General features: G+C 71.5%; 21 protein-coding genes and 1 pseudogene. 15 read left to right on the top strand and 7 right to left on the bottom strand.

The genetic code is table 11. The features are described 5' to 3' along the window. The first annotated feature begins 64 nt into the window (after positions 1-64). Positions 65-673, top strand: a complete 609-nt coding sequence (locus JYK04_RS05335; RefSeq protein ID WP_229876243.1) for a DUF6529 family protein — start codon at positions 65-67, stop codon at positions 671-673. Between the two features lie 71 nt (positions 674-744). Next, entirely contained in the window at positions 745-2,292 is a 1,548-nt protein-coding gene (locus tag JYK04_RS05330) for an oxidoreductase (RefSeq protein ID WP_189742354.1), read from the top strand. 22 nt (positions 2,293-2,314) lie between these two features. Here JYK04_RS05330 and JYK04_RS05325 read toward each other — a convergent pair. Continuing rightward, positions 2,315-3,294 (bottom strand): annotated as a pseudogene (locus JYK04_RS05325) (IS5 family transposase). 225 nt (positions 3,295-3,519) lie between these two features. On the opposite strand from JYK04_RS05325, the gene JYK04_RS05320 reads away from it, so the two are divergent. Then, positions 3,520-4,062, top strand: coding sequence for a nuclear transport factor 2 family protein (locus JYK04_RS05320; protein ID WP_229876229.1), 543 nt, complete (start codon positions 3,520-3,522; stop codon positions 4,060-4,062). A gap of 198 nt (positions 4,063-4,260) precedes the next feature. On the opposite strand, the gene JYK04_RS05315 is transcribed toward JYK04_RS05320, so the two are convergent. The 3 genes from JYK04_RS05315 to JYK04_RS05305 are packed head-to-tail and all read right to left on the bottom strand — an operon-like array spanning position 4,261 to position 6,723. Further along, the gene (locus JYK04_RS05315) at positions 4,261-4,821 is read right to left on the bottom strand and encodes an NUDIX hydrolase (RefSeq protein WP_272933161.1); all 561 of its coding nucleotides are present in this window, start codon (positions 4,819-4,821) and stop codon (positions 4,261-4,263) included. Positions 4,822-4,855: 34 nt separating this feature from the next. Beyond that, on the bottom strand, positions 4,856-5,521 hold the full coding sequence (locus JYK04_RS05310) for a response regulator (RefSeq protein WP_189742349.1): 666 nt from the start codon (positions 5,519-5,521) through the stop codon (positions 4,856-4,858). Then, a complete protein-coding gene (locus tag JYK04_RS05305) occupies positions 5,518-6,723 on the bottom strand; it encodes a sensor histidine kinase (RefSeq protein ID WP_189742346.1) in 1,206 nt (401 codons plus the stop codon). Before JYK04_RS05305 ends, JYK04_RS05310 begins: the two co-directional genes overlap by 4 nt. A 321-nt stretch (positions 6,724-7,044) precedes the next feature. Between JYK04_RS05305 and JYK04_RS05300 the strand changes: the two genes are divergently transcribed. The 3 genes from JYK04_RS05300 (at position 7,045) to JYK04_RS05290 (ending at position 13,810) form a co-directional block, all read left to right on the top strand. After that, positions 7,045-8,190, top strand: coding sequence for a hypothetical protein (locus JYK04_RS05300; RefSeq protein ID WP_189742343.1), 1,146 nt, complete (start codon positions 7,045-7,047; stop codon positions 8,188-8,190). A 357-nt stretch (positions 8,191-8,547) separates the two neighbouring features. Continuing rightward, positions 8,548-12,297 (top strand): bifunctional glycosyltransferase/CDP-glycerol:glycerophosphate glycerophosphotransferase, encoded by a 3,750-nt coding sequence (locus JYK04_RS05295; RefSeq protein WP_189742760.1) that lies wholly within the window; start codon positions 8,548-8,550, stop codon positions 12,295-12,297. Then, on the top strand, positions 12,290-13,810 hold the full coding sequence (locus JYK04_RS05290) for a hypothetical protein (RefSeq protein WP_189742340.1): 1,521 nt from the start codon (positions 12,290-12,292) through the stop codon (positions 13,808-13,810). Before JYK04_RS05295 ends, JYK04_RS05290 begins: the two co-directional genes overlap by 8 nt. Here the strand turns inward: JYK04_RS05290 and JYK04_RS05285 are convergent. Continuing rightward, positions 13,794-14,753 carry an endonuclease/exonuclease/phosphatase family protein gene (locus JYK04_RS05285; protein WP_189742337.1) on the bottom strand — a complete coding sequence of 320 codons (960 nt, stop codon included), beginning with the start codon at positions 14,751-14,753 and terminating at the stop codon, positions 13,794-13,796. The two genes, JYK04_RS05290 and JYK04_RS05285, sit on opposite strands and share 17 nt — an antisense overlap. Positions 14,754-14,846: 93 nt before the next feature. Between JYK04_RS05285 and JYK04_RS05280 the strand changes: the two genes are divergently transcribed. The 5 genes from JYK04_RS05280 (at position 14,847) to JYK04_RS05260 (ending at position 19,644) form a co-directional block, all read left to right on the top strand. Further along, complete coding sequence (locus JYK04_RS05280; RefSeq protein WP_229876226.1) at positions 14,847-15,806, top strand: aldo/keto reductase; 960 nt, start codon at positions 14,847-14,849, stop codon at positions 15,804-15,806. A gap of 264 nt (positions 15,807-16,070) precedes the next feature. Continuing rightward, positions 16,071-17,582, top strand: a complete 1,512-nt coding sequence (locus JYK04_RS05275) for an alpha/beta hydrolase (protein ID WP_189742334.1) — start codon at positions 16,071-16,073, stop codon at positions 17,580-17,582. A gap of 52 nt (positions 17,583-17,634) precedes the next feature. Beyond that, on the top strand, positions 17,635-17,841 hold the full coding sequence (locus JYK04_RS42095; protein ID WP_308431079.1) for a hypothetical protein: 207 nt from the start codon (positions 17,635-17,637) through the stop codon (positions 17,839-17,841). A gap of 196 nt (positions 17,842-18,037) precedes the next feature. Continuing rightward, positions 18,038-18,211, top strand: a complete 174-nt coding sequence (locus tag JYK04_RS05265) for a hypothetical protein (RefSeq protein ID WP_189742331.1) — start codon at positions 18,038-18,040, stop codon at positions 18,209-18,211. 92 nt (positions 18,212-18,303) lie between these two features. After that, on the top strand, positions 18,304-19,644 hold the full coding sequence (locus JYK04_RS05260; protein ID WP_189742328.1) for a DUF2252 domain-containing protein: 1,341 nt from the start codon (positions 18,304-18,306) through the stop codon (positions 19,642-19,644). Positions 19,645-19,657: 13 nt separating this feature from the next. On the opposite strand, the gene JYK04_RS05255 is transcribed toward JYK04_RS05260, so the two are convergent. Next, on the bottom strand, positions 19,658-20,950 hold the full coding sequence (locus tag JYK04_RS05255) for an MFS transporter (RefSeq protein ID WP_229876218.1): 1,293 nt from the start codon (positions 20,948-20,950) through the stop codon (positions 19,658-19,660). A 146-nt stretch (positions 20,951-21,096) separates the two neighbouring features. Here JYK04_RS05255 and JYK04_RS05250 point away from each other — a divergent pair, with 146 nt between their 5' ends. The 3 genes from JYK04_RS05250 to JYK04_RS05240 all read left to right on the top strand — a co-directional run bounded on the left by JYK04_RS05250 (position 21,097) and on the right by JYK04_RS05240 (position 25,188). Beyond that, entirely contained in the window at positions 21,097-22,182 is a 1,086-nt protein-coding gene (locus JYK04_RS05250) for an AI-2E family transporter (protein WP_189742322.1), read from the top strand. Between the two features lie 46 nt (positions 22,183-22,228). Beyond that, positions 22,229-24,262 (top strand): prolyl oligopeptidase family serine peptidase, encoded by a 2,034-nt coding sequence (locus JYK04_RS05245; protein ID WP_341875308.1) that lies wholly within the window; start codon positions 22,229-22,231, stop codon positions 24,260-24,262. A 122-nt stretch (positions 24,263-24,384) separates the two neighbouring features. Then, positions 24,385-25,188, top strand: coding sequence for a class I SAM-dependent methyltransferase (locus tag JYK04_RS05240; RefSeq protein ID WP_189742316.1), 804 nt, complete (start codon positions 24,385-24,387; stop codon positions 25,186-25,188). A gap of 18 nt (positions 25,189-25,206) precedes the next feature. Here the strand turns inward: JYK04_RS05240 and JYK04_RS05235 are convergent, their stop codons facing one another. Beyond that, a complete protein-coding gene (locus JYK04_RS05235; RefSeq protein WP_189742313.1) occupies positions 25,207-25,722 on the bottom strand; it encodes a DUF4188 domain-containing protein in 516 nt (171 codons plus the stop codon). 91 nt (positions 25,723-25,813) lie between these two features. On the opposite strand from JYK04_RS05235, the gene JYK04_RS05230 reads away from it, so the two are divergent. After that, entirely contained in the window at positions 25,814-26,500 is a 687-nt protein-coding gene (locus tag JYK04_RS05230) for a MerR family transcriptional regulator (protein ID WP_189742756.1), read from the top strand. The last annotated feature ends 22 nt before the right edge of the window (positions 26,501-26,522 follow it).

Here is a 26,522-nt window from a genome sequence, read left to right as displayed (position 1 = left end):
CGCACCGGGCGGGTACAAGGGATGGCGAAGCGCACGTCCTCAGCGTTCCGAGACGAGGAGCACCATGTCGCACGCCCGGCCCGCACTGCGCCGCCCGGAAGCCGGACTCGCTCTCGCACTGGCGTTCGCGGCGGCCGTCGCGGTCTTCTTCGCCGTCTTCCTGGTCGGCCGGGCGAACACGCCGGACTACACCGCGACCCTGTTCGGCCAGGCGGACACCGATGCCATGCGTCTCAAGGCACAGCTCGCCACCGGCGTCCTGGCGCTGGCCGCCCTCCAGCTGGTGCTGGCGCTGTGGATGTACGGCAGGCTGCCCGGGGTGCGCCGGGTGCCGGGCCCGGTGCCCCTCACCCACCGGATCGTCGGCGTGGTCCTGTTCGCCCTCAGCATCCCGATCACGGTGCACTGCATCCAGGCGTACGGCGTGCAGCTGAACGGCTCGCGTGCGGCAGTGCACTCGATCGCGGGCTGCTTCTTTTACGGGGCCTTCGCCGCCAAGGTCCTGCTGGTGCGGAGCCGGCGCCTGCCGGGCTGGGCCCTGCCGCTGGCGGGGGGCGCACTGGTGGTCGTGGTGGTGGTCCTCTGGTACACGAGTGCGCTGTGGTTCTTCAACGGGAACAGCGTGCCGGTGCTGTCGCTCGGACACCACCATCTGCCACCGGGGCGGACGTGACGATCGGACGGGCGCCGTCGCGCCGTCCCTGACACCCCATGCCGTACGCGGAAGATCACTACTCTGTACGGGTGCTCTCATACGACGAGTTGACCTCACCGGAGCGTGAGTTGTGGGACGCGTTCCCCGAGGGAGGCCGCGTCGACCTGGCCGCCGGCGCGGCGCAGGACGTCCCGGTCGCCGAGGGCGGGCGGTGGGGCCCCGAGCGGACGGTACGGGCCGCGGTGATCGTGGCGCTGCTCCAGGGCGCGAATACCGCGCAGCCAGGCGGTATCGCGAGCCTGAGGCTTGCCGGGGCGCGGATATCGGGGCACCTCGACCTGGCGGGCGCCCAGATCGCCCACGCCTTCCGGCTCACGGACTGCTGGTTCGAGGAGGGTGTGGACCTCTCCGGGGCGTCGACCCGGTCGATCGGGCTCGTGGGCTGCCGAGTACCGGGCGTGGAGGCCGGCCTGATCCGGGTCGAGGGACGGTTCGACCTGCGGCGTTCCCGCGTGGTGAAGGGTCCTGCCTCGCCCTTCCACCGCAGGCTCACCGCCTTGTCGCTGATCAACGCCCATGTGAGCGGCGCCGTGAACCTGAGCGCCGCCGAGATCACCGCACCCGGGGAATGGGCGGTGTCCGCCGGGGGACTGGTCGCGGAGGGCGGTGTCTACTGCCTGGACGGATTCGTCGCCCACGGCGAGGTCCGTCTGATGGGGGCGCAACTGCCCGGTGGGCTGCACATGCGGGGCGCCCTGCTGGAGAGCCCCGGTCCGCGCGGGGTGCTGCTCGCCCTGGACAATGCGGTGGCCTCGACACTCGATTTCTCGGACGGGTTCACGGCGAACGGGACCGTACGGCTGCGGGGAGCCCGGATCTCGGGCGACCTGACCTTCGACGGGGCGGTTCTGAACGGGCCGGCGGACGGCCGCGGCCCGGCCCTGGCCGCCCCGCTGATGCACGCCGTCGACTTCGACCTCACCCTCGCCCGGCCACCGTCCGGCATGGTGGACCTGCGGGGCGCGCAGGTGTCCTACCTCCACGACAGCGACCGGAGCTGGCCGGAGGTGGTGGAGCTGGACGGTTTCGTCTACGGCTCCGTCAAGGCGGGCGGGGCGGGCGAGGCGGGCGGACGGCGGGACTCCGTGGCCCGCCGCGTGGGGTGGCTGCGACGCAGCCCGGGCTACAACCCCCAGCCCTACGAGCAGTTGGCCGGCTGGTACCGGAAGGCCGGCCATGACGACGACGCCCGCCGCGTGCTCCTGGCCAAGCACCGCCATCGCCGCCGGACCCTGCCCCTGGCCGCGCGCGTGTGGGGGCACCTGCTGGACGTGACCGTCGGCTACGGATACCGCCCCTGGCTGGCCGGTGTCTGGCTCCTTGCCCTGACCCTGGTGGGCACCCTGGCCTTCGGAACCCACTCTCCCCAACCGGTCAAACCGGACGAAGGTGCCCCGTTCCAGCCCCTCGTCTACACGCTGGACCTCTTGATCCCCATCGGCGGCCTGGGCCAGCGCACGGCCTGGTACTGGACGCAAGGCGGCCTCCAGTGGCTGGCCTACCTGCTGATCGCCTTCGGCTGGGTGCTGACGACCGCCGTCATCGCCGGTGTCACCCGCACCCTGCAGAAGAGCTAGGGCGTGTGCCGAGTTCAGATCTTTAGACGGGCTGGAGGCTGCGGAGCCAGATGACGGCTCCGTGTAAGTGGAGTCCGGCCAGGTAGCTGGCCGGGGTCTTGTCGTAGCGGGTGGCGAGCCCGCGCCATTCCTTGATCTTGTTGATGCAGCGTTCGGCCGTGTTGCGCTCCTTGTACAAGGCCGCATCGTGGCTGACGGGGCGTCCGCAACGTGAGCCGCGCTTCTTGCGGTTGGCGGCCTGGTCGGTCTTCTCCGGGATCACTGCCTGGATCTTGCGTCGGCGCAGGTAGGCGCGGTTGGCGCGGGACGAGTACGCCTTGTCCGCGGCGACCGCGTCGGGGCGGGTGCGGGGGCGGCCCACCGGCCCGCGCACCTTGATGCGTTCCAGAACGGCGGTGAAACGGGGACTGTCGGCGGCCTGGCCGGGCGTGAGGACGAAGGACAGCGGACGGCAGCGGCGGTCCGCCGACTGGTGCACCTTGCTGGTCAACCCGCCACGGGAACGGCCCGGTTTGGCAGCGCGGAGACGGGCCTTGCGACGCCGGCGCAGACGCCGACGCTCCTCACGGGCCTCGTCCCGGTCGACTATCGAGGCGTTTTGCCCCTTTGGAGAAGCCCCTTTTCCTCGGCGACGGCGTTCTCCAGCGTCTCCAGCAGTTCCGGGTCCAGCATCATCCCGGCGGCGTGGTGGTGAGCCCGGGCAGACGTGGGGTCCACGCTCACCAGCCCGAGCTCCGCCTGCCCCCGGGCGGCCGCCTCAGCGATCACCGCTTCCATCAGCGCCTGGAAGACCCCCGCACCGGCCCATAGGTGGAACCGCCCGTAGACGGTGGACCAGGACCCGTATTGCTGGGGCATGTCCCGCCACGGACTGCCCGTACGGAACCGCCACATCACGCCGTTCACCAGTCGCCGCAGGTCAGGAATCGGACCGCGCTCGCCCAGCGGCAGCAACGGCTCAATCACCGCCCACTCGTCGTCCGTGAGATCACCCCGAGCCATCCCGCCTGTCTACCGCCCCGGATCCAGCCAGGGCAGCAGAACGTCCAGACTCGTGATCCCGGTAAACGCCCAAGAGTGCGCGCGGACCCACACCTGCCTATCCTGTATCTGCGGTGTCTTACTCGCGTCCAGAAGAAGGGGATGCGGCGCAATGGGCAGCGGCGTATGGCTATCCCGAGACCCGAGACACCCGCACAGCCGAGACGCCTACTGTCAGGAGCGGGCATGGCTGATCGCGCAACGATGGAGCGTGTCTGGGAAGCCCACACCGCCGGCGAGTTCGTGGCGCAGGACGTGGAGGCTACGATGGCCACGATGGACGACGACCCCATCGTCGTCCATGTGCCGACCGCCATGGGCGGTAGTGGGTACGACGGCGTCAAGGACTTCTACGCACGCTGGTTCATTGGACGGAACCCGGACGATTTCACTGTGCGTTCGATATCCCGCACGGTGGGAGACGACAGCCTCGTAGACGAAATGATCGTGTCGTTCACCCACGACATCGAGGTGCCCTGGGTTCTGCCTGGATTGGCACCCACCGGGCAGCAGGTCCGTATACCCGTCATCGCCGTCGTGGACTTCCGAGGCCCGCGTGTGCGGAGCGAGCGCATCTACTGGGATCAAACGGCGGTGCTCGCGCAGACGCAGTTGCTGAACGACGACATCGTCCGGCGCCTGCCCGTGATCACCACACCGTTGGACGTACTGGACGGCAGGGTCCCCCTCAACCAGCTGACGTCGCCCCGCCTCGATGTCGAACCGTGAAGGTCAATCCTCTCGAACCCGGAACCGGTCGTAGATCGTCGACCAGCATCCGTACCGGCGCGGAACGTCGTGCCGGGGCTCCCCGAACGGAACCTCCACATCACCGCATTGAAGCAGGTAGCTGCGCAGGTCAGGGATCGGCCCACGTTCGCCCAACGGCAGATGCGGCTCGATCAACTCCCATCGGCATCGGTCACATCACCACGCGTCACAGATCGTTCCTGCAGCAGCCGGAAGCCTCCCGGGAGCCGAAGCAACCCGCCAGTGATCTGAACTCAGAACAGGCGAGGCATCCGGGTCGTGCCAGGGGCAGTCCGGTACCAGGGCGGCGAGAACGGACATCAACGCCGGCGGCTCGACCCGATCCGGCAGCGTGGTCAGGTCGGACCAGTCGATCCACGCGTATGCGTGGAAGTTGACCCGCTCATCGGGGAGGAGCCCCGTCGCACTCAAAGCCGGCCGCTCCTCGGCGAATCGGGCCACGAAGAAATCCTCCGCCCCGACATACCGCTTCCCGTTCCACCGGACGTCGCGTTCGACCGGCACCGAGCGGTCGAGGACGGCGGCGGGGTCCAGGCCGGTCTCCTCGGCCAGTTCCCGACGGGCCGCGATCAGCGGTGTCTCGCCCGGCTCGATGCCGCCGCCAGGCGGCTCCCAGAGCAGCACACCGTCGAACGGGTCACGCCAGTGCAGCAGGAGCAGGCGGTGGGCGGCGTCCAGGCAGATCACCCGCACGGCGGGCCGATGTGTGGTCTCCACGGCCCCGACCCTACTGGACGACGCCATGACCGCCTCAGCCGAGCCAGCCCGGGCGGACCAGGCCGGATTCGTAGGCCAGGACGACCAGTTGGGCGCGGTCCCGGGCGCCCAGTTTGACCATGGTGCGGCTGACGTGCGTCTTGGCCGTGAGGGGGCTGACGACCAGGCGGCGGGCGATCTCCTCGTTGGACAGGCCCATGCCGACCAGGGCCATCACCTCCCGTTCCCGGTCGGTGAGCCGGCCCAGCCCGGCCGCCGTGGCGGGCTGTTTCGAACGGGCCGCGAACTCCGAGATCAGGCGGCGGGTGACACCGGGGGACAGGAGGGCGTCACCCGCGACCACCGCCCGGACCGCCCGCAGCAGTTCCTCCGGCTCGGTGTCCTTGACCAGGAAGCCGGAGGCGCCCGACCGGATCGCCTCGAAGACGTACTCGTCGAGCTCGAAGGTGGTGAGCATGACCACCCGCACGGCGGCCAGGGACCCGTCCTCGCCGATCCGGCGGGTCGCGGCGAGTCCGTCCAGCACCGGCATCCGGATGTCCATGAGCACGACGTCGGGGCTCAGCTCCCGGACCAGCCGTACCGCCTCCTCGCCGTCGGCGGCCTCGCCCGCCACCTCGATGTCGGGCTGGGCGTCGAGCAGTGCCCGGAACCCGGCCCGCACCAGCAGCTGGTCGTCGGCGAGCAGTACGCGGATCACGGGTCCTCCTGGAACGCGTCGGCCTTCGGCGGGAGTACGGCGGTCACCCGGAAGCCGCCGTCCGGTCGCGGTCCGGCCTCGACGGTGCCGCCCAGGGCCGAGGCCCGCTCGCGCATCCCGACGAGGCCGTTGCCGCTGCCGCCCGGCGCGCCGCCCGTGGCAGGGCCGTCGTCGTCCACCCCTAGCTCCAGGGCGTGCGGCCGCCAGGTGAGGCGGATACGGGCGGTGCGCGATCCGGAGTGGCGCATCACATTGGTCAGCGCCTCCTGCAGGATGCGGAAGGCGGCGAGGTCCACACCGGGAGGCAGCGCCCTGGGCTCCCCCTCGGCCGAGACCTCCACGGTCAACCCGGCCGCCGCGGCCTGCTCCACGAGCTCGGGGAGGCGGTCCAGACCCGGCGCGGGGGAGCGCGGCGCCTCGCCGGGGGAGCGCAGGGTGTCGAGGACCTGCCGGACCTCGCCCAGCGCCTCCTTGCTCGCCGCCTTGATGGTGGCGAGCGCGGTACGGGCCTGCTCGGGATCGGAGTCGAGCAGGGCCAGTCCGACTCCCGCCTGGACGTTGATCACCGAGATGCTGTGGGCGAGGACGTCGTGCAGTTCCCGCGCGATCCGCAGCCGCTCCTCGTCCACCCGGCGCCGCTCGGCCGCCGCCCGCTCGGCCCGGTCCCGGGCCCACTGCTCCCGCCGTACGCGCACCAGCTCCGCGACGGCGAGCACCGCGAGCACCCAAGCGGTGACGCCCACCTCCTGCGCCCAGGGCGTCGGGCCGTCCCCGGCGGGCGGGAGCCACCGGTAGAGCCAGTGCCCGATGAGCAGGTGCCCGGCCCAGAACAGGCCGACGGCGCCCCAGGCGGCCCGCCGGTGTCCGGCGACGACGGCGGCGAAGCAGGCCAGGGCGAGACTGAGGAACACCGGGCCGTACGGGTAACCGGCACCCACATAGACCAGGGTGACGACGGCGACCCCGTACGCCACGGCCACCGGGTACCGGTGCCGCACCACGAGCAGAGCGGGCCCGATCAGCAGCAGGAGCCGGGCGAAGCCGTCCAGTGCCGCCCGCCCGCTCTGCGCGTGCGCGGCCCACCCCGCGCCGATCTGGGTGAAGACGGCCACGAGCAGCGCCGAGCGCCAGGCCGGGCCCCGCCCGGTCCGCTCCACCCACCGCCGCCACGGGGGACCCGGGCGCTCGCGCAGCTCTTCCATACAGCCACGCTAGACGGCCTCCCCCGTCACCCGCGTCACCCCGGCGTAGCGTTTCAGGCGTACTCCCCACGTAGTACCCGTACCCGACTTTTCGGCCCCGCGGACGACGGTCCGGCCGGTGGCGGGGTGTGACCGGCAGCGGCTGGTGGAGGCGGGCGGATCAGGCTAGGTTGCACGGAAGCGGAGGCTGTCGTGGACATCCGCCCCCGGCATCCGCCGGCTGTCCCACTGCCGTAAATTGTCCAACGGCCCGGCGGGGAAGGCCGGGCAAAAGGTACGAGTTGGGGCAGGTGTGAGCAGGACATGGCACGACGCGGACGTATGGAAGCGGACCGAGGTGCCACCTCCGCCGCGCCCGCGGTGCCGGGCTCCGAGATAGCCGCGGCGGCCGACGGCGGGAGCGCGGCCCGGGGCTGGCTCCGACTGGGACGGGACGGCCGGCTCACCGCCTACGCGAGCTGCGCCGAAGGCCTGGTGCGCTGGACCGAGTCCGCGCCCGGCTCCGACATCTGGCAGGGCCCCGAGCTGTTCCCCGTCGAGGGATGGGCGGGGCGCTTCACCCTCGCGCAGGACTCCAACGGGTTCGTCTGGTTCGCCGGCACCCGCTACCGGGACGGTGCGCCGGGCGGCCGGGAGCTGATCATCGCCACCCAGTACCAGACCGGCCGCCCCCTCGGAGACTGGCGCGCGGTGGGCAACCCGTTCCCGGAGCGCAAGCGCGAGGGCGAGGAGCCCCCACCCCCGCCGGGGGATCCGATCGTGCTCCCCGACGGCACCGGGTCGCTCCACATCCTCGCCACCCGGTTCGGTGCGGGAGTCGGCGGCCGAACCCGGCGCGCCGACGGTAAATGGGGCAATTGGGTCGACTATCAGGGCAAATGGGTTCGTGGGGCCGTCGTGCCCCTTGTGACGGCCCAGGGGCGGGCCGAATTCCTGGCTCCTTTCCGGGGCGGGGCCTCGTACTGGGGTCAGGACGCGCCGGGAAGCGACTTCAGGTGGCTCGGGCGCATCGAGGCCGACGCTGTCGAGGGAACGTACAGCTCCTGTGAAACGGGCCCGGGCGTCGGCACCTATTTCTGGCGCCACCCCGCGGACGGCGGTGTCGTCGCCCATCGCCCGCAGGCTCCCGCCGGCGCCTCGCCCGTGCTCATGCCGCTGGGGGGTGCGGGCGGGGTCGGCCCGGTGGATGTCACCCGTACGCGCATCGGCGGGTACGACTGCACCGTCCTGCTGCAGCGGGGATCCGAGGGCTACCCGGAAATCGCCGCGTATCCGACGGAGGGCGAGCAGTACGGCACTTGGTGGGCCCCGGTGGGGAGCCGGTGCGCGGGGCTCCCGGCCCTCTCGCTCGACGCCCGGGGCTCGGTCGCAATCGCGATGATCGACTTGGATGGCGGCCTGCTCATCGCCCGGCAGGATCTGACGGACCCTGGTCTCGCGTTCGGCCCGTGGTGTCGGGTCGGGTGATCCACCTCACCCGAATGCCCTTCCTGTGGCGAACGGAGCAACGCTTCGGTGTGTCGCCCCCTGGGCCTACCGGGCGTTGACTCGCTCTACAGGTGCGGGAAGTCGCCCCTCATTCGCATACGTGAAGTCCTGAGCAGGTGAAGCGTTCGTGAACACTTGCTCGCCATTAAGTGATTGCCCTACGCTGCTCACGCGCTGTCAAGGTCGCATAAGTGTGCGGCCGAGGATGGTGGGGCGGGTCGAGTGTTCGGGGAGCGGTGCGTGACCAGATTCAGGGGCGGGTCTGGCGGTGTGTCCCGGCACCTTCCGGCGTGCCGTGAGAAGAGTGTCTATCGAGGAGCTTTCTGAGTGGCAGGTATGCCCCGCCTGAGTGTTGTCGTGCCCTTCCAGGACGTTGAGATATACCTCCAGGAATGTCTGGAATCGATAGCCAGGCAGACGTTCTCGGCGCTCGAAGTGATCATGGTCGATGACGGCTCGACCGACTCCTCGACGGCCATAGCCGCCGACTTCGCCCGCCGCGACCCCAGGTTCAAGCTCCTGCGCCAGGAGTCGATGGGGCCGGGGCATGCCCGCAATGTCGGCATTCGAGCCGCTCATCCGCAGGCCGAATTCCTCGCGTTCGTCGACGGCGACGACGTCATACCCGAGTACGCCTACGAGCTGCTCGTGCAGACCCTCGAAAGCTCCGGTTCCGATTTCGTGTCGGGCAACGTGCAGATGATGAACTCCACCAAGAGGTGGCAGTCCCCCCTGCACAAGGCGCCCATGCAGAAGAGCAGGCGCGGCACGCACATCACCAAGTTGCCCGACCTCATCTACGACCGCACCGTGTGGAACAAGCTGTTTCGGCGGTCCTTCTGGGACTACCACTACATCGCGTTCCCCGAAGGGGTCATGTACGAGGACTCCTGGGTCAACATGTTCGCCCACTTCCGGGCCGCCAAGGTCGACATCCTCACGGACATCGTCTACTTCTGGCGTCGGCGCGAAGGCGGCGCGGCCCCCTCCATCACCCAGCGGCACACCGAGTTCAGCAATCTCCAGGACCGTGTCTCCGCGGTCCAGTCGGTCAGCCGTTTCCTCGCCGGCCACCGTGCGCGGTCCTACTCGGACCACAAGCGCAAGTACGACCTGGCCTGCCTGAAGTCGGACCTGATGCTGCATCTGAAGGTGCTGCCCGACGCCGACGAGGAGTACCAGGACGCCTTCATGCAATGGGCGAACGAGTTCCTGGACGAGGCCGACGCGGACATCATCCAGGAGCTTCCCGCCGACGCCCGCGTCAAGTGGCTGCTGGTTCGCGAGGGGCGCCTGAAGGAACTGCTCGACGTCGTCGAGTTCGAGCGCAAGGGCGGGCCCATGCCCGTTCAGCGCCGCTTCCGCCGCTACCTCAACTACCCCTACCTCGGCGACCGTTCGATCGGCCTCGACAAGAGCGCCTACCGGCTCGACAAGGAACTCTCGCTGCACGGCTCGCTGATGCGGGCGCAGTGGGGCGACTCCGATCACCTGATGCTGGAAGGGTCCGCGTACGTCCGCTTCATCAACGTGCACAAGCGGCACATGTCGATGAAGGCGATCGCGCTGCGCAACAAGAAGCAGGGCCGAGTGGTGGTCGCCAAGGCGAAGACCACCTACTACCCGCAGGCCACCGAGCACTCCAACCAGAACCGCTATTGCTACGACTGGTCCGGATTCCAGGTCAGCTTCGACACCAGCCGGCTCAAGCACAAGGGCGAGTGGGTCGAGGGCACGTGGGACGTCGCCGCCGGTGTCCTGAGCCGCGGCCTGTTCCGCTACAAGGGCATAGCCAGGGGCGGCGCCGGCAGCGCGGCCAACCCGCCCTACCGCTACGTGGAGAAGAACACCCGAGTGGTGCCGCTCTTCATGCAGGGCAAGCTCAAGCTCCGCGTGGAGCGGGTCCGTTGCCGCATCACCCGGCACCGGGTCGTCGGTGACCACCTCGAGCTCGGCGGCGTCTACCTCGGTGACAAGATCCCGGAGTGGGGCAAGTTCCGGGTCACCAGCATGGGCGGTGCCGGTCGCCACGACTCCTGGGTCCACTTCAAGTACGGCGGCGAGGGCTGGTGCACCTTCGTCACCCGGGTTCCGCTCAAGGCCTTGGTCCCGGGACACCGCGGAGCGGCTGACGGCGGAGTTCCGCAGACCTGGAACACCGGCAGCAACGGCTGGAAGACCACCTTCCACGTCGAGGGCCGCAAGGCGGCCATCTACCCGGTCATGGCGGAGGAAGCCGAGGACGGTCACTACCGGCTCCCGGCCGTCCTGCAGACCGAGGACGCGGACCGCGAGGTCTTCGTGCACCGCAACGGTTCCGGATACGTGGTGCTGTTCGAGCGGGACACCCTTCCGATGGCGACGTCGACCACCTGGCTCCAGGACGGTTCTCTCGAAGTCACTGTCAGCTACGCGGCCGAAGACCGCCTGAGTGCTTCCGAGTTCGCCGCCGCGCACATCGTCGTGCGCTCCCGTGCCCACGGGGCAGAGCGTGTCGTGCCCATCGCCTGGAACGGCCGGGAGTTCCGTTTCGTCATCTCGCCCGCAGCCGTGCGGACCCTCGCCGGGGACATCCCGCTCGCCGCCGGCCGCTGGGACTTCTTCCTTCGCCGCCAGGACCCCTCCGCGGTCACCCGGGAGAACCGGTCCAGCGACCTCATGGTCAAGATGACGCAGGGTCTGATCCCCACCTTCCCCAGCGAGATGACGAGCAACGACCGGCGCTACGAACTCCAGGCGGAGGCCTACGACCGCCTCTCGCTCCTGGTCCACTCGGCGATGCCGGACGAGGCACGCGGCCCGTACCGGCAGAAGCTGATGCGTACCAAGGCGTACCCGGCCGCCCGCCGCCAGCCGCTGAACAGAGCCGTGCTCTTCGACGCCTTCAAGGGGACCCAGTACTCCGACAGCCCGCGCGCGCTGCACGAGGAGATGGTCCGCCGGGGCCTGGACCTCGAACACCTGTGGGTGGTGCGCGACGACCAGGTGGAGGTTCCCCCCACCGCGCGTCCCGTGCGCATGTGGTCCCCCGACTGGTACGAGGCCATGGCCCGGTCCAAGTACATCGTGGCCAACAACCACATGCCGGACTGGTTCGAGAAGCGCGACGGGCAGATCGTCGTGCAGACCTGGCACGGCACCCCGCTCAAGCGCATCGGACACGACATCGAAGCCGTGCACTTCGCGGACAAGCGGTACCTGGAGCGCGTGGAGAAGGAGGTGCAGAACTGGGACATGCTGGTGTCCCCGAACAGCTTCAGCACCCCGATTCTCAAGCGGGCCTTCCAGTTCCCCGGCGAGATGGTCGAGAGCGGCTATCCCCGCAACGACATCCTGCGCCGCGCGGACTCCGGGCAGCGGGCGGCCGAAGTGCGCCGCCGGATCGGCCTGCCGCCCGGCAAGAAGGCCATCATGTACGCGCCGACCTGGCGCGACGACCAGTTCTACGCGCCCGGAAAGTACAAGCTCGACTTCCGCATCGACCTCGACGAGGCCAAGGCGCAGCTGGGCCACGACCACGTCCTGCTCGTGCGGCGCCACCCCAACGTGGTGGACCCCGTACCGGGCGCCGGCGACGGCTTCGTCTTCGACGTGTCCGACTACCCGGACATGGCGGACCTCTCGCTCATCGCGGACGTGATGATCACGGACTACTCCTCCCTGATGTTCGACTTCGTCAACACCGGGCGGCCGATCCTCTTCTTCACCTACGACCTCGATCACTACCGCGACACCCTGCGCGGCTTCTACTTCGACTTCGAGCAGTCCGCCCCCGGCCCGCTCGTGTACTCCTCCCCGGAGCTGATCGGGGCGATCCGCAACATCGACCGCATCCAGCACGGCTACGCCGCCCGCTACCGCTGGTTCCAGCAGGAGTTCTGCGACCTCGACGACGGCTACGCCTCGGCCAGGCTCACCGACCGCATCCTGATCGCCGGAGGGGACCTCGACCCGGTGCATGCTCAGGCGCCGGCCGTCGGCAGGGCCGACAGCCACATCGCGCGCCAGTCGGTGTCCCGGCAGGCGAACACCCTCGGCCGGGTGCCGGGCCAGCCGGTGAGAAGAATGGATTCCGAGCATGTCTGAGGCAGCCCAGAAAGCGCGCCGCGTCTTCACAGGCGTGGAGTCCTCCGGTCCGGTGCCCATCGAGTACCGCTTCTCGCACGCGAAGAACGGCAACCGTCATCTGATCGTGGTCTTCGCCAACCATGCCGTGCCCGGTGAATACGGCGGATCGAACGGACCACTTCACGATCTTCGGGCCAACGTCCTGTGGGTCCGCGACCTGTTCGACGGGGAGAACAGCCACTACCTGTGCAACGGGATGGACTTCGCGCTCGACGAGTCGGTTGCCGGCCTCATCTCACGCATCGTGAACGCGCTGTCCCTGACTCCGGACGACTGCACCGCGTTCGGTACCTCGAGGGGAGCCGGCGCTGCCCTGTACTTCGGGCTGAAGTACGGGTTCAAGAACATCGTCGCCAGCATGCCCCGCTTCCTGACCGGCACGCACGTCGGACAGGACCTGCTGGGCGCCACCGGGTTGCCGCAGGCTGAGCGGGCAGGGTCGAACATCCGCACCCTCGACTCGGTCCTGCCGGAAGTGGTGCGCGGCGGCTCGCGCCGCCCGGCAAACGTCTATCTCATCTCCTCACCCAGGGACGAGCACTACACGCGCCAGGTGGAACCGCTCCTCGGCCTGTTCCAGGGGTACGAGAACTTCAACTTCGTCTACAACGACTCTCCCCTGATCGCTCCCCACGGGAGGGTGCCGCTGCGGAATCTGCCGGCCGTGACGGGTCTGCTCAACCTCCTCGTCGACGGAATCACGCCCCGGATCGGCATGGTCAGCAACGGCTACGAGCAGCCGGACCGGAACACCTCCGCCATCGACGCCTATCTCGCCGACACCTCACAGGTGAAGGGGGACTCCTTCCCCCGACCGGTGGTCGTCGCCCCCGCAGCGAACACGCAGATGCCCCGGAACGCCGTCCGTTTCGTCGGGACCGCTCCGGTCGGCGCGGTCCGGGTCAGCGTCTGGGAGGACGGCAAGTACCAGGGTGCGGCACCCGTCGCCGCCGACGGCAGTTGGACCTGGCAGCGCGAGAAGCCCTGGGCCCGCGGGCGGCATGTGGTGAGGCTCTTCGCGGCGGATGCGAACAACTACCACTCCAAGCGCACCGAAGTGATTTTCACGGCCTTGGAGGCGAGTACCGCGCACGAACCGGCACCGGGGCAGGCGCCGACATCGGGACCGGCCCAGATGCCCGTGTCGGTCCAGCCCACTGTGCTGACGGTGACGGCGCCGTCACCGCAACAGCAGGTAGCGGGACCCTCGGTCGGCTTCATGGGCTATGCGCCCGGCGCCGTGCGCGTCGAGTTCCACAAGGACGGTACCGGCCTGGGGGCGACCGCGGTGATGGCCGACGGCAGCTGGAGCTGGGACGCGGGCTGGGCCTGGCCCGAGGGCCCACACGTGGTCGATGCCGTCGCGGTGGACGCCATGGGCAACGCGGCCGCATGGACCACGGCCGCCTTCACCGTCGTCAACACCTACACCGTCCCCGCCCAGGAGGCCTACTTCAACGCACGGTACTGATCGTGGCCGGGTCCTCGGGACGGGTCACCCGCAACACCAGCGGCCGGTGGTCGGACGCCTTGGTGCCCACCACCTCGCAGGCGGTGCGGGGGAGCTGGGTGAACAGGTAGTCGATCTTCGTGCCGTCCTCGAGGGTGGCGCGCCCCTTCTTCGAGCTGCCCTTCTGGTCGCACTCGCGGTACGTGGTGTACGCCTCCGAGGGCCAGATCCAGGCGGAGGTGTTCCGGTCGCCCACCGGCGGCGGGGTGTTGAAGTCCCCGCCGAAGACCGTGGCGGCGTCCGTCGACGCGGCGGCGACCAGCGAGCTCAGCTGGTCGTCCCGGAAATCCCAGTCCGGGTGTTCGTCGTCGCTCTCCCGCAGCGAGAGGTGCGCGTTGCACACCCGCAGCCGCTGGGCCGGGACCCGCGCGCACAGGATCCCGCGGTGCAGGCCCACCGTCGGCTGCTCGGTCGGTATCGCCTCCACGTCGGTGAGCGGGGAGCCGGCCAGCAGGCCGTAGCCCGCCTCGCCCCGGCCCTGGCCGGTGCAGCCGACCGGCTTGCGGCCGCCCGCCGAGTCGACCTCCGCGTACGGTTCGAAGGCCGAGTGCCACTCCGGGCCGAGGCTGCGGGCGAACGATTGCAGGTCCTCGGAGCACACCTCCTGCAGGAGCACGACCTGGACGCCGGAATCGCCGATCAGGGCGCGCAGCTGCTGGAGCTTCTCCTTCGGCCCCCCGGTCTTCTCACAGCCCCACTGCCGCACCCCGCACATGTTCCAGGTGGCCACGGAGACCTCGTCGGCCTTTCCGGCACCCAGACCGCCGCCCGTGGCCGAACCCGGTGTCTGCGCCGACGTGCACGCCACCGCGGTCAACAGGCTCAGGGCCGCCGCCGTGCGGCCGAACCGGCGGCGGAGCGACCGCCGCCGCGACCACCGCCCGGTCTCCGTGTGTCTCTGCATTCGGACATCATTGGGTATGAGCCGGTCAGAGCATGCATCGGGCCCGGTGCGAACCGTCCGCACGCCGTGAGCGACACCCCCTAGGGTGGGGTGGTGACGAACGCGAGTACGAGCTTGAGCGGCGACCGGGTGCTGTACGGGTGCATGGGCCTGGGCGGGAGCTGGGACCCCGACCCGTACGGGCCCGCGGACATCGACGCCGCCGAGGCGGCGGTCGCCGCCGCCCTCGACATCGGCATCACCGCCTTCGACCACGCAGACATCTACCGGCACGGGAAGGCCGAGGCCGTCTTCGGCGAGGTGCTCGCCCGCGCCCCGGGGCTGCGCGAGCGCATCACCCTCCAGACCAAGTGCGGGATCCGGCTGGGCGACAAGGACCGCCCGGGGATGTACGACCTGCGCGGGGAGAGCATCACGCGGCGCGTCGAGGAGAGCCTGACCCGGCTGCGGACCGATGTCATCGACGTCCTCCTGCTGCACCGCCCCGACCCGCTGGCGGACGTGGACTCGATCGCCGCCGCGCTGACCTCCCTGCACCGCCAGGGCCTCGTACGGGGCTTCGGCGTGTCCAACATGGGCGCCGCGCAGATCGCCCACCTCCAGGCCCGGCTCGGCGTACCGCTGGTGGCGAACCAGCTGGAGATGAGCCTGCACGGCCGTGCCTGGGTCGAGGCCGGAGTCCTGCTCAACACACCGGAATCCGCTCGGAACGGGTTCCCGTTCGGCACGCTGGAGCACTGCCGCGACCACGGCATCCGCCTCCAGGCCTGGGGCGCGCTGGCGCAGGGCCGCTTCACCGGCCGCGAGGAGACGCCCGCCGAGCGGGCCACCGCGAGGCTGCTGGCCGAGCTGGCCCGGCAGAAGGACACCACGCCCGAGTCGGTCCTGCTGTGGTGGCTGATGCGGCACCCCGCCGCCATCGCGCCGGTCATCGGCAGCGCGCGCCCCGAGCGGATCCGCGCCTGCCGCGACGCGGCGCTGCGCGAGCCCGAGCTCACGCACGAGGAGTGGTACGACCTCTGGATCACGGCCCGGGGCGCGCCGCTGCCCTAGGCCGTGTCCGCAAAGTAGCGCCGGCCGCCCGGAGGGCGGGCCCCGCGGCGTCTGGTGCCGTGCATCGCAAGGCGGAGGGGCGCCCGTGTACTGGACGTACTCGGGCGGCCCGACAACGCGGCGAGGTGCGGTGCCAGGCGTCGCGGGGCAGGCGGGACTTTGCGGACACGGCCTAGGCCGTGGCGGGGAGCGGGGGGTAGCCCCACCGGCGGCCGACCGGCAAGCCGGATGGGACCCCGAGGTGAGATCAACAAGGCTTGCGCCATGACGACTTACCCGCACAAGGCCCTGCTCCTCGCCCTCGCCACGGCCACCGTGGCGGCCTCTCTGACCGCCACCGCCACCGCCGCCCCGGCCGCGGCCCGGCCCGCCCCCGCCGCTCCGCGGCTCGACTGGCACCGCTGCACCCAGCCGGACGCGCTCGCCGCCCAGGAGTGCGCCGAGCTGCCCGTCCCGCTCGACTACGACGACCCCGACGGCCGGCAGCTCACCATCGCCGTCTCCCGGATCCGCAGCGACCGCCCCGAGGCCCGGCGCGGCACGCTGGTCGTGATACCCGGCGGACCGGGCGGATCCGGTGTGCAGCGCCTGACGCAGAAGGGCGACGCCCTGCGGCGGGAACTCGCCGGGGCCTACGACCTCGTCGCCTTCGATCCGCGCGGAGTGGGCGCCAGTACCACCGCCAGCTGCGACCTCGCCCCCGAGGACCGGTACCTGACCAGCCTGCGGTCCTGGCCGGGCCCGAACGGCGAGATCACCGAGAACATCGACCGGTCCCGGCGCATCGCCGCGGCCTGCGCCCGCAACGGCGGCCCCGAGCTGCGCAGTTTCACCACGGCCAACCAGGTCCGCGACATGGACCGCTTCCGTGAGGCGCTCGGCGAGCGCAAGCTCTCCGCCTGGGGCACCTCGTACGGGACGTACGTGGGCGCCGTGTACGCGCAGAAGTACCCCCGGCACACCGACCGCTGGGTCCTCGACAGCAGCGGCGACCCCGACCCGAAGCGGGTCGCCCGCGGCTGGCTGGCGAACATGTCGCAGGGCGCGGCGGACCGCTTCCCCGACTTCGCGGCCTGGGCGACCCACCCCGACCGGGACCGGGACGGCCTGCGACTGGCCGCGGCGGCGCAGGAGGTGGAGCCGCTCGTCGTCTCGCTCGCGGCCCGGCTGGACCGCGAGCCGAAGACGACGACGACCCCCGGCGTGCCGCTGACCGGCAACGGCCTGCGCCAGGCCCTGCAGAACGCGCTCTACGCCGACGCCGCCTTCGCCTCCTTCGCCCGGCTCGTACGGGCGGCGCAGGACCCGGCGGGCATCCCGGTGCTCCCCAGGGAGCTCGCCGCGCCCATCCGGAACGAGGACGCCGCGCTCATGGTCGGCGTCATCTGCAACGACGTGGCGTGGCCGGACACGTCCACGGCCTCGTACCGGCGGGCGGTCGACGCGGACCGCGCCCGGTACCCGCTCACGGCCGGCATGCCGGTGAACGTACTGCCCTGCTCCTTCTGGCAGACCCCCGCGCAGAAGCCGGTCCGGATCACCGACGACGGCCCGTCCAACATCCTCATGATCCAGAGCCGCCGGGACCCGGCCACCCCGCTCTCCGGAGGCCTGAAGATGCGCGAGGCGCTGGGCGACCGGGCCCGGCTGGTGACCGTCGAGCAGGGCGGCCACGGGCTCTACCTCGGCAACGGCAACGCGTGCGGCGACCGCGCCGTCACCGAGTTCCTCACGAGCGGCCGCCGTCCGGCCCGGGACACGGACTGCCCGAACTGAGCCGGTCGCGCCCGTACCGCCACCGCCACCGCCGCCCGCGCGGGCGCAGCCGGTGGCCGTCGACACCGGCCTCGGCCTGCCCGACCGGGGCTTCCTCGACGCGCTCGGCTCGGTGATCGGTCCCGCCGACGTGCGGTGGATCCGGCTGACCCACCGCGCAGCGCCCCGTCACCGACCCGGCCCCGCGCAACCCGTACGACTCACCCGCCTCGCCGGGGTGACGGCGCACCGGGCCGCCCCGCTCCCGCTCCGAGGCTGAACTCCGGTCCGCCACAAGGCTCCTCGCCGACCGGGGCGGCCGCCCGCGGATGCCTCCCGTTTCCCGCCCCACCGCACTTTCCGTGCGGTCATGGCCCCGGATATCCATCCGTACTTGTGGGTACTGCGGCCGAATGGCGCCGGATTTGATAGTTCTGGACTGGTCCGGTGTGAGAAAGCTGCGGGAAGGACACGGCATGTTCGATCTACTGCGCCCGGAGACCGTCATGTGCCCCTTCTGCAAGGCCACCGCCGCCGACGGAGTGGTGCGGACCCTGCGGACCGGAGCGGGGTCACTCTCGGTGACCTGGCACGTCCTCAACTGCCCGCACTACGCGGCCGACCGGATCCTCGCCGAGAACGAGAGCTGACCGAGCCGTCCCGGACCGCTCCGGGGACGGCGACATGCGGGACCGGACCCGTGCGGCGAGGATGAGGAGGGACCGGCGAGGAGGAGCGGCGCATGACCAGTCCAGCTGAGCGGCTCCGGCGCGGACGGGCCGTCCGCAAGATCACCGGCCGTGCCGCGCACGGGCGGTGGACCGCTTCGCCGGACCGGCCCGACCCCATCGGGGTACTGCAGCGCCAGGGCACCGACCGCGTGCCCGAGCTGCTGCCGATCCGCTACGGCCGGATGGCGGCATCGCCGCTCGCCTTCCTGCGCGGCGCGGCCTCCGTGATGGCCGCCGACCTGGCCGCCGCACCGCAGACCGGGCTGACCGTCCAGCTGTGCGGGGACGCACATCTGCTGAACTTCGGCATGTTCGCCTCCCCGGAACGCGCCCTGCTCTTCGACCTCAACGACTTCGACGAGACCTTCCCCGGCCCCTTCGAATGGGACGTCAAACGGCTCGCCGCGAGCGTCGCGGTGGCCGCCCGCGACAACGGGCACGGCGACGACCGCGCCGCGCGGGCGGCCCTCGGCGCGGCCCGGGCCTACCGGCAGACGATCCGGGAGCTCGCCGGACACCGCGAGCTGGACGTCTGGTACCACCGGATCGACACCGCCGAGCTGCTGCCCCTCATCCGCAAGCGCGAACTGCGCGAGCGGGTGGAGGCCAACCTGGCGCGCGCCCGCCGCCGTACCAGCCTGCGCGCGCTCGACAAACTCACCGAGGTCCAGGGCGGGCGCCGGCGGATCATCCACGATCCGCCGCTGCTGGAGCCGCTCGCCCGGGCGGACTCACGGGAGGTCGACCAGATCTTCGCCAAGTACCGCAGCACCCTCCCCGAGGAACGCCGCCTCCTGCTGGACCGCTTCCGATTCGCCGACGCGGCGCGCAAGGTGGTCGGCGTCGGGAGCGTGGGGACCCGCTGCTTCATCGTGCTGCTCCTCGGGCGCGATGCCGACGACCCGCTCTTCCTGCAGATCAAGGAAGCCGTGCCGTCCGTCCTGCAGGACCACCTCCCGGACGACGGGTACGGGCACCAGGGGCACCGGGTGGTCGCGGGCCAGCGTCGTATGCAGGCCGCGAGCGACATCTTCCTCGGCTGGACGACCGGACCTGCCGGGCGCCACTTCTACGGGCGGCAGCTGCGCGACATGAAGGGGTCGGCCGATGTCGCCGGCATGCCTCCGGGCCTGCTCGACCGGTACGCCGAGCTGTGCGGCCGGGCCCTGGCCCGCGCCCACGCCCGCACCGGCGACCGCATCGCCATCGCGGGCTACCTCGGCGGCTCCGACACCTTCGACCGCGCCGTGGCCGCCTTCGCGCTCCGCTACGCGGACCGGACCCGCGCCGATCACGCGCTGCTGACCGCCGCCGTCGCCGACGGGAGGATCACCGCCACCAGCGGGGTCTGAACCGGTCCCGGACTCAGGCCGGCGCGCCGGCCCGCTCCGCCTCCCGGGCCGCCCGGCGGCGCAGCGCGTCCTCGTCGGTGTCGGCGTCGTAGGAGATCAGCTTCGGCAGCAGGGCCGCCAGCACCGCCACCGACGCCACACAGGCCAGCCCGCCGCCCCAGAAGGCCGAACGGGTACCGGTCCAGCCGGCCATCGTGCCCGCCCGGACCTGCCCGAGCTGCGGGCCCACGCTGTACGAGAGCACCTCGATGCCCGCGAGCCGGCCCCGCAGCTCCTCCGGGATCGTCTGGTTCCAGATCGTCGCCCGGCCCAGCCCGCTCGCCATGTCGCCGGCGCCCGCCACCGCGAGGCACAGCAGCACGAGCCAGATGCCGGAGGACGCGCCCGCCCCGGCGATCGCCAGGCCCCACACCGCCGCACCGAACACCACCAGCAGCCCGTGCCGGCGTATCCGGGACGTCCAGCCGCTGGTCATGCCGAGCACCAGCGAGCCCACCGCCCCCGCCGCGTACATCAGCCCCAGCGCCCAGACCGCGTCGAGCTCGTCCGCGAGGAAGGGGTAGATCGCGTTCGGGAAGGCGAAGAACATCGCGGCCAGGTCCACGGCGTACGTCCCCAGCAGTACGGGCCGGCTCCACGCGTAGCGCGCGCCCTCGGCGATCCCGCGCAGCGACGGACGCTCGGCCCCCTTCACCGGGGGCGCCGGACTGAGCCGCAGGCACAGCAGCACGGAGGCGAGGAACCCGAGCACGGTCACGGAGTAGGCCGCCGCGTGACCGGCGAACGCGACGACCACACCGGCCAGCGCCGGACCGGCGATCGCCCCGAACTGGTAGCGCAGCCCGCCCAGCGCGGCGGCGGCCGCCAGCTGCTCGTGCGGCACGATCCGCGCCATCAGCGAGTCCAGGGCCGGCCGCTGGAGCCCGCTCAGGGCCGACACCCCCGCCGCGACCACGTACAGCGGCCACAGCAGCGGATCCGGCAGCAGCGCGTTCACCAGGAGCACCAGGGCGAGCACCCCGAGCCCGGCCTCGGTCAGCAGGATCATCCGCCGCCGGTCGACCGCGTCGGCGAGGGCGCCCCCGTACAGCCCGAAGACCACCAGCGGAACGAGCTCCACCGCCCCCATCGCACCGACCGCCAGCGGCGAGCCCGTCAGGTGCTTGATCTGCAGCGGCAGCGCGATCATCGCCATGAACGAGCCGAAGTACGTCACCGTGCCCTGGTAGAAGAGCAGCCTGAAGTCACGCCCGGAACGGAACGGGCCGAAATCGGGCAGTACGGCGGTCCATCGGGAAGTGCTCACGAGAGGCCATCGTCCGTGGACGTCCCGGCCGGGGCAACGGATTTTCCTCGCATCGGCCCCGTATCGATCACGGACCATCGATCACGGACGGGCGAATCCGGGGTCCGGCGCGTGGCTTCCCGGGCCCGGTGTGGCACCCATGGGTCATGCCGCCGGTGTCAGCGTTCCTGCGTACGGCAGCGTCGTACGCCTGGCGCCTGCTGGTGGTCGGCGCCGCCGTCTATGCGGTCTTCGCCGTGCTCGGCCGCTTCCATGAGATCACCGTGGCACTCTTCCTCGGGCTCGTCGTCACAGCCCTGCTGTGGTGGCCCACCCGGCGCCTCGCGCGCGTCCTGCCCCGGTCGGTCGCCGTCGCCGTCACCCTCCTCGGCAGCGCGCTGCTCCTGCTGGGCGTGCTGGCCCTGGTCGGCACGGCGGTGGCCGGGGAGAGCACCACCTTGGCCCGGGAGTTCCGCGAGGGACTCGGCAGCATCGAGGAGTACCTGGAGCGACCACCCTTCCGGCTGAACCCGAACGCGCTCACCGACCTCCAGTCCCGCCTCGGCAAGTACCTGTCGAGCCACCGCGCCACGCTGCTCAGCCAGGCGCTCAGCGGAGCCGGGCGGCTGGTGCAGGTTCTGACCGTGCTCGCCCTCGCGGCCTTCTCCTCCTTCTTCTTCCTGCACGGCGGTGACCGGCAGTGGTCCTGGTTCTGTGCGCAGCTGCCCCCGTCGGTGCGCGCCCGCGTGGGCATCGCCGGCGGCGCGGCCTGGCGCACGTTCACCGGCTACACCCGCGGGATCGTCCTCGTCGCGGCGACCAACGCGGTCCTGGTCGGGCTGGCGCTGTACTTCCTCGGGGTCCCGCTGGCCGTGCCGCTGGCCCTGCTGGAGTTCTTCGCCGCATTCATCCCGCTCGTCGGATCGCCGGTCGCGCTGGCGGTCGCCGCGGTGGTCGCGCTGGCCGCGAAGGGGCCGTTCGTTGCGGCCCTGGTGGTCGCGCTGATCGTGGTCATCGGCCAGATCGAGGGCCATCTGCTGCACCCGCTGGTGATGAGCCGGGCGGTGAGTCTGCACCCGCTGGTGGTGGCGATCTCGGTGGTCGCGGGAGCCATCGCCGCCGGGGTGGTCGGCGCGGTGGTCGCGGTCCCGCTGGTCTCGGTGACCTGGTCGGTGCACTCGGCACTGCGCGACGCCCGCCGCACGGCCGACGGCCCGACGTCCGGCGACGGCGGCGCGGCCGACGACGGCTGAGAGGGGCCGGACGGCGGACACCCGCCCCCGCTTCCTGCACAATCGCCTGATGAGCGATGTAGTAGATCCCTACCTGTGGCTGGAAGACGTATCCGGCGACGCCGCCCTCGCCTGGGTGCGGGAGCGCAATGCCGAGACCGTGGACGAGCTGACCGGTTCACCCGGGTTCAAGGTCCTCGAGCAGGAGATGCGCGAGGTGCTGGACGACGACGGCCGGATCCCCTACACCGTCCGCCGGGGCGGCCACCTCTACAACTTCTGGCAGGACGCCGACCACGTACGCGGACTGTGGCGGCGGACCACGCTGGAGGAGTACCGGACGGACCGGCCGGCCTGGGAGGTGCTCCTGGACCTCGACGCGCTCGCCGAGGCCGAGGGCGAGAAGTGGGCCTGGGCCGGCAGCCGGGTCCTGGCCCCCGAACACCGGCACGCCCTCGTCCTGCTGTCCCGGGACGGCGCGGACGCCTGCGTGGTGCGCGAGTTCGACCTGGAGACCCTGGAATTCGTCGAGGACGGGTTCACCGTCGCCGAGGCCAAGACCCGGATCGGGTGGATCGACCACGACCGGGTCTGGATCGGCACGGACTTCGGCGCCGGCTCGATGTCCGCGTCCGGCTACCCCCTCCAGGTACGCCGCTGGCGGCGCGGCACGCCCCTCGCGGACGCCGAGCTGGTCTACGAGGGCCGGCCGACGGACCTGTCCGCCTCCGGATGGCACGACGACACCCCCGGCTTCGAACGGGACTTCGTCCACCGGCAGATCGACTTCTGGAACCAGGAGCTCTTCCTGCTCCGGGAGGACGCCGCCGGCCCGCCGCTGAAGATCGACGTCCCGGACGACGCCGGCGCCTCCGTCCACCGCCGGTGGCTGACCGTCACCACCAAGTCGCCGTGGCTCGGCCATGGCGCGGGCAGTCTGCTCGCCTTCGACCTCGACGCCTTCCTGGCGGGGGAGCGCGAGGCCGAGGTGCTGTTCACACCGGACGAGCGCACCGCGCTCGCCGGGTACAGCTGGACCCGCAACCACCTCATCCTCAGCACCCGCGCCGACGTCTCCTCCCGGATGGAGCTGCTCACCCCGGGCGAGGGCGGCTGGCACCGCGCACCGCTGCCGGGCCTGCCGCCGCTGTCCACCGCCTCGGTCACCGACACGGACCCGGACGTCGGCGACGAGTACTTCCACCAGGTCTCCGGTTTCCTCCAGCCCGCCACCCTCTACCGGGGCACGGCCGGCGACGACGGCGAGAGCGAGAGCCTCAAGCAGAGCCCGGCGCTCTTCGACACCGCCGGTCTCGCCGTACGCCAGTACTTCGCGACCTCCGCGGACGGCACGAGGGTGCCGTACTTCGTCGTCGGACCCGAGGACCGCCCGGGACCCGGCCCCACCCTGCTCTACGGGTACGGCGGCTTCGAGATCTCCATGGTCCCGCAGTACAGCGCGGTCACCGGACGGGCCTGGCTCGCACGCGGCGGCACGTACGTCGTCGCCGGCATCCGGGGCGGGCACGAGTACGGGCCCGGCTGGCACAAGGCGGCCCTCGGCGCGAACCGGGTCCGGGCCTACGAGGACTTCGCGGCGGTCGCCCGGGACCTCACCGCCCGGGACATCACCACCCCCGCCCAGCTGGGCATCGAGGGCGGCAGCAACGGCGGGCTGCTCATGGGCGCCATGCTCACCCGCGACCCGGAGCTGTTCGGCGCGGTCGTCGCGCACGTGCCGCTGCTGGACATGCTGCGCTTCCACAAGCTGCTGGCCGGGGCCAGCTGGATCGCCGAGTACGGGGATCCCGACAGCCCGGCCGACCGGCCGCACCTGGAGCGGATCTCCCCGTACCACCGGATCCGGACGGACGGGCCCGCGTACCCGCCGCTGCTCCTGCTCACCTCGACCCGCGACGACCGGGTACATCCGGGCCACGCCCGCAAAATGGCCGCGCGGCTGCGCGAGCACGGGCATCCCGTCCTCTTCCACGAGCACCTCGGGGGCGGCCACGCCGGCGCCACCGACCACCGGCAGACGGCCTTCAACGAGGCCCTCGTCCACACCTTCCTGTGGGAGCGGCTGACCCCGCGGAACTGATCGGACACCGCGTCGTACGTGAACGGCAGGCATCCGTACGGGGGATTTGCGGGGTCAGTAGCTGCCGAGGGCCGGGTTGTGCTCCACCATCGGCGGATGCGACCCCGGCCAGGGAGGACCCCATGAGCACCCCGTACGCGTCCGCCGCCCCCTACTACGCCCGCTACCGGCCGCCGTATCCGGCGGAGCTCTACGCGCTCCTCGTGGACCGGTTCGCGCTCGACGGCTCCCAGACCGTACTGGACCTCGGCGCCGGACCGGGCACGCTGAGCCTGCCGCTGGCGCCGCTGGCCGAGCACGTCTACGCCGTCGACCCGGAGCCGGCCATGCTCGCCGAAGGGTGCGCACTCGCCGAGGAGCACGGCCACCGGAACATCTCCTGGCTGCGCGGCGACGCCGCCGGCATCGGCCGGCTGTGCCTGCCCCGGATCGACCTGTGCGTCATCGGCGGGGCGTTCCACCGGATGGACCGGACGCGGGTGCCGGCCGACCTGGACGCCATGCTGGCACCACGCGGCGGGATCGCCGTCGTCACCTCCCTGGCGGCGGCCTGGCCGGCCGTCGTCGACGAGGTGCGCGAGCGCTTCCTCGGACCCGACCGCGGCACGGCGGCGCGCGCAGCGGCGACGCGGCCGGCGGACGGACCGGCGGAAATGGAGGAGGCGCGGGACGTGGAGGACCATCTCGCGAAGTCGGCGTTCTCCCGCGTCGTGACCACCACGTGGGAGCGGTCCACGCGCTGCACGCCGGACCAGGTGATCGGCCTGCAGTTCTCCCGCGCCTGCTCCGGCCCGGCCCTGTTCGGCGACCGGAAGGACGCCTTCGAGTCCGAGCTGCGCCGGGCCCTGCGGGACCACTACCCCGACGGTACGTGCACCCGGACCGTCACCGTCGCGGCCACCGTCGCGACCCGGCCCCGGCGGTGAGCTGACCGCGGGCCCCGTTCACCGATCCGGCCCGGCCGCGGACGGGCGGTGCGCGAACCGGTCGGCCGCGCGCCGCCCGCGGCTCTCCAGGGGAAGTACCCCGGTGGCCGCGGCCAGCCCGAAGGGCGGCATGTCGAAGTAGATCGACTCGTACGAGCCCTCGGGCACGATGTAGGACTCGTGCCAGAGCCCCACGTGCCGGCGCAACTGCCCCGCGCGGTCCTTGCGGTTGATGATCGACCAGGCCTTGTGGTGGAGCATGTCCGGGGCCGCGGCGTACGCGTAGAGCTTCTCCTTGGACTCCCAGTACTGGACCACGTAGTACGTGCGGGGCGAGGCGGTGAGCAGGACGTGGCCGAGCAGCCCCCGGGCGGGATCCTTGGCGAGCTCCCGCAGCATGCGCGGCATGGCCGTGATCACCGGGACCCAGTGGTGCACGGCCCAGAAGTGGTTGATGCGCATTCCGATGAGCAGGACGACGACGTCCCCCTCGGCGGCTGCGGTGGTGCGGCCCGGTAAGGGTTTCGCGAACATGCACGACCTCCCGATCGCCTTGTTGGATAGCACTGCTGTCCAACCGTCACATGATTGGATAGTGACACTCGCCAAGGGGAGGTTCAAGAGATTGCGGCTCGCGGAACTGAGTGAGCGGAGCGGCGTTTCCATCGCCACCATCAAGTACTACCTGCGCGAAGGCCTGTTGCCGCCGGGGCGGCGCGTCAGCGCGACGACCGCCGACTACGACGAGGGCCATCTGCGCAGACTCCGGCTGGTGCGCGCGATGATCCAGGTCGGCCAGGTGCCGGTGGCCCGGGTCCGGATGGTGCTCGGGCACGTGGACGACGAGTCCCTGGGCCGGACGATGCGCCTGGGCGCGGCCCTGTGGGCCCTGCCCCACGAGCCCGAACCGGCCGACGGCGAAGGCGGCGGGGGCGACGGTGGGGGCGGCGACGGCGGCGAGGACGAGGCCACGGCCGCCGCGCGCGCCGAGGTCGACCAGCTGCTGAGGACGCTGGGCTGGTCCACCGCACGGGAGTTGGGGGAGTTCTCCCCGGTTCACCGTTCGCTCGTGTCGGCGGTGGCCACGCTGACGCGGCTCGGCTACTCGTGGGACGCCGCGCTCATGGCCCCGTACGCGCGCCTGATGCACCAAGTGGCCGTACGGGACCTGGACTTCGTCGAGACCTTCGCCACGGAGGCGGAGAAGGCCGAGACCGCCGTGGCGGCGACCATCCTGTTCCAGCCGGTGCTGAAGGCGCTGCACCGGCTGGCCCAGGAGGAGGAGTCGGCCCGGCGGTACGGACTGGAGTGAACCGCCGCCGGACCCGGCCGGT

Origin of the sequence: Streptomyces nojiriensis (assembly GCF_017639205.1) — a bacterium.
Taxonomy (GTDB): Bacteria; Actinomycetota; Actinomycetes; order Streptomycetales; family Streptomycetaceae; genus Streptomyces; species Streptomyces nojiriensis.
The sequence above is the reverse complement of the archived record's forward strand: the minus strand, read 5'-3'. Positions and strand labels throughout refer to the sequence as shown.

Coding starts and splice junctions, on each gene's coding strand:
- JYK04_RS05235 (WP_189742313.1), bottom strand. CDS start 25,722: ATGTTCGCGAAACCCTTACCGGGCCGCACCACCGCAGCCGCCGAGGGG.
- JYK04_RS05260 (WP_189742328.1), top strand. CDS start 18,304: ATGACCAGTCCAGCTGAGCGGCTCCGGCGCGGACGGGCCGTCCGCAAG.
- JYK04_RS05275 (WP_189742334.1), top strand. CDS start 16,071: ATGACGACTTACCCGCACAAGGCCCTGCTCCTCGCCCTCGCCACGGCC.
- JYK04_RS05295 (WP_189742760.1), top strand. CDS start 8,548: ATGCCCCGCCTGAGTGTTGTCGTGCCCTTCCAGGACGTTGAGATATAC.
- JYK04_RS05285 (WP_189742337.1), bottom strand. CDS start 14,753: ATGCAGAGACACACGGAGACCGGGCGGTGGTCGCGGCGGCGGTCGCTC.
- JYK04_RS05290 (WP_189742340.1), top strand. CDS start 12,290: ATGTCTGAGGCAGCCCAGAAAGCGCGCCGCGTCTTCACAGGCGTGGAG.
- JYK04_RS05320 (WP_229876229.1), top strand. CDS start 3,520: ATGGCTGATCGCGCAACGATGGAGCGTGTCTGGGAAGCCCACACCGCC.
- JYK04_RS05335 (WP_229876243.1), top strand. CDS start 65: ATGTCGCACGCCCGGCCCGCACTGCGCCGCCCGGAAGCCGGACTCGCT.
- JYK04_RS05240 (WP_189742316.1), top strand. CDS start 24,385: ATGAGCACCCCGTACGCGTCCGCCGCCCCCTACTACGCCCGCTACCGG.
- JYK04_RS05300 (WP_189742343.1), top strand. CDS start 7,045: ATGGAAGCGGACCGAGGTGCCACCTCCGCCGCGCCCGCGGTGCCGGGC.
- JYK04_RS05265 (WP_189742331.1), top strand. CDS start 18,038: ATGTTCGATCTACTGCGCCCGGAGACCGTCATGTGCCCCTTCTGCAAG.
- JYK04_RS05305 (WP_189742346.1), bottom strand. CDS start 6,723: ATGGAAGAGCTGCGCGAGCGCCCGGGTCCCCCGTGGCGGCGGTGGGTG.
- JYK04_RS05250 (WP_189742322.1), top strand. CDS start 21,097: ATGCCGCCGGTGTCAGCGTTCCTGCGTACGGCAGCGTCGTACGCCTGG.